Genomic DNA, 12,054 nt, shown 5'->3' on the forward strand with positions numbered 1-12,054 from the left:
CCAGGAGCCGAAACCGGCCGCGCCTGAACCACTCGATGAGGCATCGCCCGGCACGCCTCGGATCCCGGCGCAGGTTGTCGACAATTCTCGAAAACCCATCCGGGTCAGGCTACTCGTCAAGGGTTATGAAGGAGACATTTTGGAATGCGGCGGCGTGGCGAACCCGGAGGCCTTTCCCGTTGGATCATACATATGGGTCCAGGCATCGGAGTTCGATAAGAAAACTCGGCGCATCAAGACAGTTCGCGTAGTTGGGATGTGGGAGCCATGAAAGCCTTGACGTTTCTTGGAGCAAGCCCTTACAAGACCGTCACCTACGTGTGGCGAGACGAGCAGGGAGAGCACGCGGTCCAGACCCATCTCTTTCCCGAGGCAATTGCTCACATCTTCAAGCCCGAAAAGCTCCTAGTCTTCCTGACAGAGACGGCCCAGCGTTACCAACCGCCTTGCTCCCAACAATCTCACCTAGACACGCTTCGAGATCGCCTGCACGGCCTGGGCATTCCGATCGAATCCATTGACATTCCAGAAGGCCGTTCTCCGCAAGAATTGTGGGATATCTTCGATCGAGTGGTTTCCTCGGTCTCGCAAAGCGATACTGTCCTCCTGGACGTCACCCATGCCTTCCGGTCTATCCTGATGGTCGTACTCGCCGTAGCCGCTTACCTGCGGCGTGCCAAAAACGTGACCATCGAACGCATCGTCTACGGCGCCTTCGAAGCCCGAGAGCCTTTCCGCACGCCACCCCAGCCTGAAGATCGCGCGCCCGTCTTCGACCTCACGCCGCTCCTCGAACTTCTGGACTGGATCGGCGGAGCCGAAGCCTTGCTCAAGCGCGGGGATGCCGGGCTCATTGCCGAAAAGATGGTCGCCGCCCACCAGACCCTGCGGCGCACCGGCACGGGCACGCCGGAAAAACTCAAAACCCTGGGGCAGAAACTCCGCACGTTCTCCCAAGCCCTGCATCTGAGCCACCCCCGGGATGTTCTGCGCGTGGCCCATGAACTCTTGCCGCTTCTGGAAGGAACTCGGGGCGAGTTCGAACAGTGGGCTAAGCCCTTTGCCCTCTTGGTGGATCAGGTTCGGCGTGAGCTCGAACCCCTCGCCTTTGCCGAACCCGACACCCTCAGCCAGGAAAACTTGGAGAGACAGCTCCGACTGGTGGAGTACTACTTGGCGAAAGGGCTCATCGTGCAGGCCGTCACCCTGGCCCGGGAGTGGGTGGTCTCGTATGTGCTCCTTTGCCGGGGGAGTGGCGATTGGCTACGGCGAAGCGACCGGAAAGAAGCCGAAGATGCGCTCGGTGCCGCCGCTGCCCGCTTACAAGGAGGAACCGCCGAGCCGCCCCCGGAATGGTTCGACCAGCTCCCCACCGGTCTGTCAGATCTCTGGAACAAGCTGGGACAGTTGCGCAACGACCTCGCCCACTGCGGCATGAGTACTGATGCCCGGAGTGCTGATGCCATCGAGAAGGATGCACGAGCAATCCCGGTAAGGCTCCGCGCACTTCTCGCATCGGCGCCCGACAGCGTACTCTACGGCGCCCGCGTGATCGTGGATTTGAGTAACTTCTACGAGGGCACGGCGCGGCTGGAAGACCTTCCGCAGTACCTGGACCGCGCCTGGGAACTTGCCGGCGAGGGGAACGAAGTGGTCCTAACGGGGCAGGCCCCGATCTGGCTGTATCTGGCCGTCGCCCACGCCCTCCACGGCAAGGCTCGGCGACTGTGGTACCAATCGCCCGCAACGGGCGAAGTGCTAGTCTTTGACCACTCGGCGAGGTAAGTGGCTTGAAGCTCAGAGGACTGGATGCCGCTGAAGTACGGTCGTTGCTGGAAGGCCAAAGGGAGGCCGTCCCGGCTAACCGTCAAGAAAACGAGCCTGATGGTGCCGCTCACCTCGAGCGGTCTCTGGCTCTTCGGAAAACGGAACCCCAGGGTATGAAGAAGTCTAACCCCAATTAACGTGCTTTAAGGGGAGCAAAGATGCGGCTGAAATTATTACTGGAAACTCGCGAGCCGATCACCCTGCCATGGGATTATCGTACCGACCTGACGAAGGCAATATACGCGATCCTAGAAGCGGCAGACCCCGATTACAGCCGTTGGCTCCATGAGCACGGTTTCCGCTGGCAGAATCGGATTTATCGCCTCTTCGTCTATTCGGATCTGATGCTCACTCACTGGAATTGTTCGCCTCAGGGGCTAACCGATGTTCGCTGGATGGCGTGGCAGATCAGCAGCCCTGATCCGCGATTTGTGAAAGCATTCCAGGCGGGCCTGGAACGTAAGGGAGGGCAGCTCGAGCTTTTCGATACGCTCGTAGAGGTCCTCGACATCGTGCGTGTAGAGGTGCCCGAACCCGGAAGCGGTCTGGTCTTCCGTACAATCTCACCAATCGCTGTCTCCATAGGCGATCCTAATCGCTCGCGGCATCCGATTTACCTTCGCCCCGACGAGCCCCGGTTCGTCGAGGCTCTCGAACGCAATCTCATCACGAAGTGGCAGGCTTTCCAACAGCGAGAATGGGACGGCGGAGAGTTCGGTCTCCGCGTCTGGAACCCAAAGCAAAAGCTCGTTCGCGTGTTCGATACGGATGTGCGCGCTTGGCACCTGTATCTTCAGATGTGGGGCGATGAACAGCTCATCCGCTTCGCTTATACGGCAGGGCTGGGAATTAAAAACAGCCAGGGATTCGGCATGATCGAACCAGGAGGGTAAGCTATGATCGCGACGCTCGTTCAAGTCGCTAAAGAGTTGGCCCGCTATGAAGGCGGAAAGCGCGGCTGGACTCCGGAACAGGTTGTCCTTCATCGTTTGTGCGAAAGCGCCATCAAGGATAAAAGCGCCATCAAGGGCAAAGAAGCTCCCAAGGTGAAAGTGGCGGCGATTGATTTGGCGACTGGGGTCGTCCGCCTGGAAGATTACAAGGACGAAGAAAGGTATAAGTATCTCCATGCCTTATCAACCGGCAATACGGCTATTGGACCTTCGTGGTTATTGGATTTCCGAAAGACAAAAGGGGGAAACCCTAAGAAGACCCGCGAGGAAATCATCAGGACCGGACTTAGGAAGATCCGTGAGGCGCTGACGAGTTTCCAAGAATCGGGAAATCTTTCTCCTGATGATTGGGAGAAGAAGCTCGATGAAGCGACGCAAAATGAATCACTCATTTTGGCGGTGGCCGTGCAAAGTGGAAAGATGCCGGGCGAGCGCGAAGAATTTCGCAATGGGTTCATTCGCAAAAAAATCTTAGGCGAACGGCGTGCGAAGAAGGGCGCGAGCCGTTGCGCTGTCTGCGGCAGTGAGGGCCAGGTCAGCTCGGCTATTCCTTTTCGGTTCTTCACCGTCGAAAAACTCGGCTTCAGCCCGATGGGGCGCGAAGTGGACCTTTGGAAATATGCTCCCGTTTGCGAAGAATGTGCAAAGTGGCTCTATGTCGCCGAGAGCTATTTTGAGGAGAACTTGAGCACGAAAGTCGCCGGCAAAAACACCTACCTCCTGCCCGATTTGGAACCGGGCGCGTCGGAAGTGGAAGGCTCGTTCGTGCGTTTCCTCTGGGAGTGGCGCGAGAGCACGAAGGGCAAAGCTGTTCCCGAAGATCACTTCCCCATCGCCGAGAAACCCAAGAAAGCAAGGTCGAAAAGGGCGGGCGATGTTGAGGTTGACTCTCTGCCGAATCTCTTTGAAGGACTCGTGGAAGAGATTGACGAAAGATTCAAAGATAAGCCTCCGTTCCGCTCGGCATCTCTGGTCTTTTATCAGCCTGGCCAGAAGTTCATATTCCTCTATACGATCTCAGACATCCTGCCCATCAACCTGCGCAGAACGAAAGAGCGGCTTCGGGCGCTGCGCGAGATGTTGCGAAACGAGGTTCTCGGCGTAGAAGGAAGTTCCCTTGCGCAGTGGCTGAAGGCTGACTTTGAATTCGTTGGGCGAGCGTGGAAGTGGCCGCGCAGAGGTCGAGACGAAACGCAAGGCGCTCTCAAGTTCAGTCCGATGCATCTTGTGGAAGCGATCCTGACGGATCGGCCTCTGCCCGAGTGCGAATTCTGGCAGGACGCCGACGGCCTCTTGCGCGCCACCTACCAGGAGACCATCAGCAGTAAAGATCAAAAACGCACCGTGCAGATGGCCCTCGCTGAGCGTGCGAGATACATCTGGACAATCTGGGCGCTCATTTATTGCTCTGAATTACTCGAAGGAGGCACGAATGGGACAATGCAACCGACACCAACCGGTCAGGGCGTGAATGAACAGTTCTGGGAAGACTTCTTTCGACCGAGGCTGTTTCTGGATTCGCCCGCAAAACGAGCGGCGTTTTTGGTGGGAGTCCTTTTCGGTCGCGTTGAAGGAAAGCAACGAAGCGAGCGGCAGAGTAAAGCCGGCGAGATGCCCATCATCAGCCGCCTGCGAGGACTAACCGTTTCGCGGGGAGAGATCATGGCGAAGATCTTTCCCGAGCTGATGCTCAAGCTTCGCCAGTTGGACGCCAACACCCAGGCGATTCAAGTGATTCAACAGGCGGCGGCTGATTTCGCTTCGCAAAGCGGCGAGCTCTCGGACGAAGAAGCGCGGTTTTGCTTCTGTCTGGGCTGGGCGCTCTCGTGGACGACGGTGGATGCCGTCGGTAAGACGCTCGGAGCGCCGGCAGGCGAAGAGGCCGAGGAAGCTTCTCCCGAAGAGGAAATAGAAGGTGAATCTTAAACTCAAGGAGGTGCGCATGGAAAAAACCTATCCCTATCGGTCTGAGATCCTTTTTCTCTACGACGTGTTTCGCTGCAATCCGAACGGCGATCCGTTCGAAAACCGCCCAAGACAGGACCCCGAAACGGGTCGTATTGATGTCACCGATGTGCGCCTCAAACGAACGATTCGAGATTACATCCTTCGCTACAAGCACCGCGATCCGAACGATGGCCTAGAAATCTTCGTTCGCGTCGCCGACGAGAAGGCCTTGACTGCGGAGCGACGCTACGAAGAGATTTTCGGAAGCTTGCCGAAAGCTGGCGAAGTGGAAAGGGTTAAAGAGCAGCTCATAAAAACGTGCGTGGATGTTCGCCTGTTCGGCGCGCTCGTGCCCATTACGGAAAAGAGAGCCGCGAAGGGCAAGAAGGGGAAGGCCGAAACACCGGCTAAAGGCGACGAGGGAGGCGAAAGCGGCGGGGTGCAACTGACGGGCGCCGTGCAGTTTAATCCCGGACAAAGCCTGCATGCTGCCGAGATCTTGGAAATCGCCGGCACCGGTGGGTTCGCTTCCAAAGAGACCGCTCGACAAAAGACCTTCCGCCGCGAATTCATCGTCCCCTACGCGCTCATCGGCTTTTACGGCGTGATCAACGAGAACCTGGCAAAGGAGACGGGCCTTACCGAAGAAGATGTAGCTCTGCTGATGGAAGCGATGTGGCGTGGGACGCTATCGCTCCATTCTCGCTCGAAGGCTTTCCACCATCCGCGCCTTCTCCTGCGCTTTGACTTCACGAATGAAGTCCAGTGCGGTTACTTCCTCGATCGCATTGAGCTGGAGCGCAATTTGGGCGACGAGCGCCGTATCCGCTCGCCGAAAGACTACATGGTGAAGATAGACGGCGTGCTCGAAACAGTTCAACGGCGTGCTGGGAATCTGGCCCGAATCGAATGCTGGATTGATTCGGGGCTGAGGCTATCGCCGGAAGAGTTGAGCGAGAAGCTTGCGGAGCTTCTTGCTGATAAGCGAGACGCATTGACTTTCCAGGCAGCGTGAGCGCGAAGGAGGCGCTATGGGTAAAGTGCCGATCTGTCTTTTCACGATACGGGGCCAGTTCGCTCACTGGCGTAAGTGGTTCACGACGACTTCGGCGTTAACCTACAGCTTCCCTCCACGCACGGCGGTCATCGGGATGGTCGGCGCTATTCTTGGCGTGCCGCGAGAGAAAGTAGCCGAAGTTTTCAAGGCGAGCGACACCCGCACCGCCGTTTGTCCGTTGCGACCGATCGTGAAGGATCGTCTTGCTGAAAAGTGGCGCCAGACTCCTCCGCGCCTCGTTAAAGGGAGGTTCGATCCGGCCAAGATGGACGAATCCTTCCAGGAGAATCTAGAGGTCGTCCGCCGCCCGTGCTACAGGATCGTGTTCTGGCATCGGAATGAGGCATTGATGGAGAATCTCAAAGGGCGTCTTCAGCAGAAACGATGGGTTTATCCGCCCTGCTTGGGGATCATGGGTTTTCTGGCCGATGTCGAATGGGAAGACGAAGATGTCGCCGAAGAGATTGAGGTAGATAAAGCCGATATTCTTTCGGTTCTTCCACTTGACGAAGCAATGGCGAAAGCGATTGATCTTTCCGAATCTGAAGTGCTCTTGCGCGAAGAGCGCGTTCCGAATGAAGTCTTTTCGGATCGAACCTTTCGCCATCTCTATCTGGCCTATGTATCGCGCGAGGCGAAACCGCTGAAGGTGCGGACGAATGAGCAGGATAAACTGAAGGCTTTTCGCCTCCGCCGGCTTTGCCAGCAGATAGTATGCTTCGAACTATGCGCGAACTGAAGTCACACCCAGACATCCTGTTGGTAGATCATTTGCAGGATGTGGCCCAAAGGGCCTCTAAACTCATTATTGAGTTGAGACCGTACCTGCAACTTTGTATTCGACCTGAGGACATTGCCCGAGCGGCTTTCATCGCCGGATGCACGCACGATTTCGGAAAGGCGAAGCGCCAATTCCAGGATTACATCCATGGCGGCAAAGGCAAGGATAAAGATCACGCGGCGATCTCCTCGGTCTTCACCTTCATCGTCGCCTCGCAGGTTTTCGGCCAAAAGCCGCGGCCGACGCGGCTGCTCCCCTTCGCCTGCGCCTACGCCGTCAACCGCCACCACGGGCTGCTCTGTAACCTCGAAGAGGCTTTTGAAGAAGCGAGCATCGAGCATCAGATCAAAGTCGCTCGGGGCAACATAGACGAGCGCATCTGGGATTTCGTGATGCGATGCGAGCCGCTCGACCTGACTCTACGCTTTGCGGATTACCGCAAGCAGTTCGAGGGAATAACGGCCCAACAGATCACCGAATGCTTTCAAAAATTCGGCCAACTGCTCAGACAGAAAGCCGACGAAGCGAATCCTTCCGAGAGTTGGCTCGTCGACCTTTATTTCGCCCTCCTGCTCGTCGTCTCGACCCTGACCGAAGCCGATGTCGCCTGCGTCATCCAAGCGCCAGAACCAAAACAGGCCGTGTCGCTTGATCCCGAACGGATTTGTCAGTACGCGTCCGAACAGCCGCAGGCCAGCATATCATTTCAGGAACTTCGCAAGCGCGCCTGGGAAGAGATTCAAAGGGCCGTTAAGGAACCAGACACGTCGGCCTTCAGATTGACTCTGCCGACGGGACTTGGCAAGACCCTGATGGGCCTTTACTTCTCCGCCGCCGTGCAACGCAAGCACGAGGATGTGCAAAGATCGCAGCCCGTCATTTACGCGCTGCCCTATCTTTCCATCATCGAGCAGGCGACGGATGTTGCGCGTCGAGTTTTCCCAAGAGACGAAACCGGCGTTTCCGTGATCCAGCATCACGGCCTGAGCTTTCCCGAAAGCAAAAGTGATGAAGAAGCGAACTTCGAGAAGGCGCGATTCGCCTTGGAAGATTGGGATGCGGATCTTGTCGTTACGACCTTTGATCAGCTCTTCTATTCTTTCCTCGCGAACGATCGCGGCTTTATCCGGCGATTCTTCCGCTTGCCTGGAGCGGTGCTCCTGCTCGATGAAGTGCAGACGATCCCCGCACGACTCATTCCAGCGGTCGATACTCTTCTTCAAAGAATGCGTGAAAAGCTCGGCGTCGAAATTGTATATATGACCGCAACCCATCCGCCCTTTCTTAAAGCCGCCAAAAGCCTCGTGCAAAACGCTGAAAGCTACTTCCAACAGCTTGAACGGACACGGCTGCGACTTCAGTTGGAGCCGATTAAGTTCAGCGACTATGCTTCCCAGCTTGGTGATTGGCTTCGCGAGAGGAAAGGAAAGAAGTTGTTGATCGTCGCTAACACGATACGCAGCGCGCGGGATCTCTTCGTTCATCTCGCGAAACTCAAAGAAGATGAGGCTGAGTTTCAAAACCTAAAGCTATTCCATTTATCAGGAAGCGTTGTGCCTATCGAGCGACTACGCCGAATCAAAGAGATCCGCAAGCTGATCCGAAGCGAGCCGGAAGCGTGGATTGGCGTCGTATCTACGCAATGCGTGGAAGCTGGCGTCGATTTGGACATGGACGAAGCGGTTCGAGACTTCGCACCGTGGGACTCGTTGTTGCAGATTTGCGGGCGCGCTAATCGCTTTGGCAAGCGACAGTGCGCCGATGTGTGGGTGTATAGGTGGATAGATGATGCGGACGAGAATCAGAGGGAATTCCACAGCTACATTTACGATTCGATCTTCACCGACGCCGCTTTGAAGGTGCTGAAGAATCGTGCCGAAGTTACAGAGGGAGAGTACTTGACGGTGCAGCAGGAATATGTGCGTGAACTTGAAGAACGGTTGTCACCTGAAGCCTCGAAGGAGATTCTTCGCGCGGCGCTCGCTTGGAGGTTCGATGATTTGGATTTCAAGAAGCTCTTCCGCGGACAAGAAGAGGCTTGGAAGGTACCGTTGTTCTGCGTAGCAGACCAGACCGCCGATTACCTCAAGAATGTGGCGAGTGAACTCTGGTCGAGCAAGAATTTGGATGCAGCTCTAGATTTGCTCGACAGGCTTTGCGCTTCGGAAAAGCTTTTTGGTCCTTTGGAGGGCTTCTTGCAAGTCAAATCAGAAAGCGTTTGCCAGCAGCTTAAAAGCCTCGAAAATCTCCCCGCGCGTCGCAAGAGGTTCGCATTTATAAAATTGCTTCAACCGATGCTCCAAGCTTATACGATCTCGGTGCCGGTCAGACAGCTCGAAGACCTCTCATACGGTCGAATTACAGAGTGGTTCTTGTATTTGTCGCAGTCTGGTTATAGAAAGCTCAACGCGATCTGCGACATAAATAGTGATGACGAGGACCAAAGGGTTTCGGATCAGATCGTTTGACTAGATCCTGTGAGGTATATCGCCCATGACCGATGAAGAGTTCGCTGAGTTGAAGACGAATGGAATCAAAGTCAACTATTATCTCGTCTGTCAGCGAAAGCTTTGGCTCTATAGCCGCGATCTTCGCATGGAGCGGACGAATGAGCGCGTCGCGCTGGGAAGACTGCTTCACGAAAGATCGTATCGCGAGCAACCGCGCCATGAAATGCTCATCGATAACTTGATCAAGATAGATCTGCTGGGAAGTCAAGGCAAAGTGCTCGAAGTTAAATACTCGCGCCGCATGAAAGAAGCGGCGCAGATGCAGATCCTATACTATCTCTACTACCTAAAACGGCTCGGCGTCACGGGCCTCACAGGCGAATTGCGCTTCCCGCGGGAGAGGCGGCGCGAAAACGTCGAATTGACGGAAGAGGCTGAGAAACGGATCGAACACACTTTGCGCGAGATCCGTCGAGTGGAGAATCTTGCTGCACCGCCTCAGGTGGACTTCATGCCAATTTGCCGCTCTTGCTCCTATTGCGAGCTGTGTTGGGGATAGGGTTGAAAAGAAGCTTCGACTGGACCACACTTGCTCTCGTTGCATGAGCTCGCGCGGCTCGCATAGGATTGAAAAAACTCCGATTGGGCCGATGATGAACGCACAATGGCGAAGCGTTTAGGAAACAAGCGGCAGGCCTTGCCGTTATAGATTGCAGCGACTTTCGCTGAAGGAGAACCCGATGCCTCGGACCTACTATATCTTCACGAGCGGACGTTTGCGCCGCAAAGGGAATACGCTCTACCTCGAGCGTCGGCCCGGAAGCGAGCCCGTCGAGGCGTCTGCAAAAGCGACAGATGAAGGTCCTTTGCCCCCGAAACGCTCCGATGATGAGCGCGCCGATCATCAATCGCCAGCGGAGAACGAAGCCGTGGCTGACGGCTTAGCGACAGAGACTGGCCCGGAGATGGATCTTGTAAACGAAGATCTGCCAAACAGCGGTTCGGAGTGTGTGGATAAAGGTTCGGCAACCGATACGTTGAGCGCAAAAGGCGGGATAGAAGCTGCTACTGGCGATGATGTCGATGGTGGACAGGTTGGCGAACACCCTTCTGCGCGCACATCAGCGGCGCAAGAGAGCGAGCCCCGACTCAGTCTAAAAGGGCAGTCGCAAGCGATTCCGATCGAGGACATTGCCGATCTTTTCCTTTTCGGCGAGCTCGATCTTAATACGAAGCTGCTCAATTTCCTCGCGCAAAAGGGCATACCCTTTCACGTGTTCAATTACTACGGCTTCTACAGCGGTTCCTATTACCCACGAGAGACTAACGTTTCAGGTTATCTGCTCGTTCGACAAGTTGAGCACTACATCGATGCGACCAAACGCCTCATAATCGCGCGCGAGATCGTGCGCGGGGCCTATCACAACCTTCATCGCAATCTGCTCTACTACCGCAATCGCGGGCGGGCGATCCAGGATTCGATCGAGATGATGGAACAAGAGTCAGAGAAGATCGAAACGGCATCCTCAATTGCGGCGCTCATGGGTGTAGAGGGACGCATAAGAGAAATCTACTACGGCGCTTTCACTGAAATCTTAAGGCTCGAGGAGCCGTTCAAGCGAGTCAAACGGCCACCTGATAACATGATCAACGCGTTGATCAGCTTCTCCAATTCGCTCCTCTATGCGGCGGCGCTTTCGCAAATCTATCGAACGCCGCTCAATCCCACAATCAGCTTCCTGCACGAGCCGGGCGCGCGTAGGTTCTCATTGGCGCTCGATATCGCCGAGATCTTCAAACCGATCATCGTCGATAAGATGATCTTTAAGCTCCTCAACCGATCGATGGTGACGGAAGATGATTTGATGGAGGAAGTTGCCTTTGCCTATTTGAAAGAGAAAGGGCGTAAGGTGGTTGTCCGCGAATTCGAAGAGCGCTTGCAAACGACGGTTCGACATCGAAGGATGAAACGAAACGTCTCTTATCGTGGTTTTATTAGACTCGAATGCTATAAGCTGGTGCGGCATCTGCTCGGAATCGAACCCTACCAGGCGCTGCGCGCATGGTGGTAAAACTACGAGCGGAAGATGTAATGAGCGCGAATCCCTTCGGGAGCGGACGTTGTACATGCACTCTTCAAAGATCGGATGAGTTGCGCGGTAGGTGTGGGGATTGCATGTTAGGTTGTATGCTTGCTCTTCATAGGAATTGGCCCGAGACACCGGGCCATTTCCTCCACCGGTTGTACACGTTCTCTTAAGGATCCAACGAGAGATTCATCTAGCGATGCGTGTGGCTTTGTGGCGAATATCAGCGCTGTACACGTTCTCTTAAGGACCTAGCGAGAGATTCATCGAGAGCGTTATGTATATCGTAGTTGTCTACGACGTCGAGCAGGGACGTGTCAATAGGGTGTGCCAACTGCTGCGGCGGTATTTGCATTGGGTGCAGAATTCCGCGTTCGAAGGGGAACTGAGTGAGGCGCAATTGGAAAGGCTCAAAAGCGAGCTGAGTGAGATCATCGATCGAGAGAAAGATTCAGCCTATTTCTACGTACTCGAAGATGTCCGATGGCTGAGGAAAGAGGTTTTGGGGAGAAACAGAGGATCGATAGATAATCTGCTTTAACTGAGCAAGGATCTCTGTCTTAGGAAAGAGGATCGGACTTCAGCTCCATCGATCTGGCGAAGTCCAAAAGGGGCTCAGTCCTTGGAAGGGTAATCATGCCGTTCTATCAAACCTGCTTGGCAAAATATAATTCATTTAGTATTGCATGATGTGACGCCAGTAAGTGTGTTTCTCATTATGAGCCGCTAGAAGCTAGTTCATATTAAAACTAGACCGTTAGACAACAATATCCTCATCCACACTGGTCCGATTAAAACAAGAGGACTGGACGCGAATGCACCTTCCTCACGAAGGTTTCAATCCCACACTGGTCCGATTAAAACAATGAGGCCATCATTTTGGGTCTTCCCGTCTCCTACGTTTCAATCCCACACTGGTCCGATTAAAACCCGACTGACTGGTCCAGAAAAT

At 55.0% G+C, this 12,054-nt stretch carries 9 protein-coding genes; all 9 read left to right on the forward strand.

Annotation, left to right across the window (positions count from 1 at the left end):
• Positions 1-267: 267 nt before the first annotated feature.
• The 9 genes from csx2 to cas2 all read left to right on the forward strand — a co-directional run bounded on the left by csx2 (position 268) and on the right by cas2 (position 11,643).
• Complete coding sequence (gene csx2 / locus PYK22_RS15980) at positions 268-1,785, forward strand: TIGR02221 family CRISPR-associated protein (protein WP_041979412.1); 1,518 nt, start codon at positions 268-270, stop codon at positions 1,783-1,785.
• A 200-nt stretch (positions 1,786-1,985) separates the two neighbouring features.
• On the forward strand, positions 1,986-2,720 hold the full coding sequence (cas6, locus tag PYK22_RS17085) for a CRISPR-associated endoribonuclease Cas6 (RefSeq protein ID WP_060635807.1): 735 nt from the start codon (positions 1,986-1,988) through the stop codon (positions 2,718-2,720).
• 3 nt (positions 2,721-2,723) lie between these two features.
• Complete coding sequence (locus tag PYK22_RS15990) at positions 2,724-4,706, forward strand: TM1802 family CRISPR-associated protein (RefSeq protein ID WP_041979414.1); 1,983 nt, start codon at positions 2,724-2,726, stop codon at positions 4,704-4,706.
• 16 nt (positions 4,707-4,722) lie between these two features.
• On the forward strand, positions 4,723-5,742 hold the full coding sequence (gene cas7b, locus PYK22_RS15995) for a type I-B CRISPR-associated protein Cas7/Csh2 (protein WP_041979462.1): 1,020 nt from the start codon (positions 4,723-4,725) through the stop codon (positions 5,740-5,742).
• 16 nt (positions 5,743-5,758) lie between these two features.
• Positions 5,759-6,523 carry a type I-B CRISPR-associated protein Cas5b gene (gene cas5b, locus PYK22_RS16000; RefSeq protein ID WP_041979417.1) on the forward strand — a complete coding sequence of 255 codons (765 nt, stop codon included), beginning with the start codon at positions 5,759-5,761 and terminating at the stop codon, positions 6,521-6,523.
• Positions 6,511-9,033 carry a CRISPR-associated helicase/endonuclease Cas3 gene (locus PYK22_RS16005; protein WP_041979419.1) on the forward strand — a complete coding sequence of 841 codons (2,523 nt, stop codon included), beginning with the start codon at positions 6,511-6,513 and terminating at the stop codon, positions 9,031-9,033. The genes cas5b and PYK22_RS16005 overlap by 13 nt, the downstream gene beginning before the upstream one ends.
• A 25-nt stretch (positions 9,034-9,058) precedes the next feature.
• The gene (cas4, locus tag PYK22_RS16010) at positions 9,059-9,574 is read left to right on the forward strand and encodes a CRISPR-associated protein Cas4 (RefSeq protein WP_041979420.1); all 516 of its coding nucleotides are present in this window, start codon (positions 9,059-9,061) and stop codon (positions 9,572-9,574) included.
• A 181-nt stretch (positions 9,575-9,755) separates the two neighbouring features.
• Complete coding sequence (cas1b, locus tag PYK22_RS16015; protein ID WP_060635814.1) at positions 9,756-11,087, forward strand: type I-B CRISPR-associated endonuclease Cas1b; 1,332 nt, start codon at positions 9,756-9,758, stop codon at positions 11,085-11,087.
• 292 nt (positions 11,088-11,379) lie between these two features.
• Positions 11,380-11,643, forward strand: coding sequence for a CRISPR-associated endonuclease Cas2 (gene cas2 / locus PYK22_RS16020; RefSeq protein ID WP_041979422.1), 264 nt, complete (start codon positions 11,380-11,382; stop codon positions 11,641-11,643).
• Positions 11,644-12,054: the final 411 nt, after the last annotated feature.

This window comes from Pyrinomonas methylaliphatogenes, from assembly GCF_000820845.2.
Classification (GTDB): domain Bacteria; phylum Acidobacteriota; class Blastocatellia; order Pyrinomonadales; family Pyrinomonadaceae; genus Pyrinomonas; species Pyrinomonas methylaliphatogenes.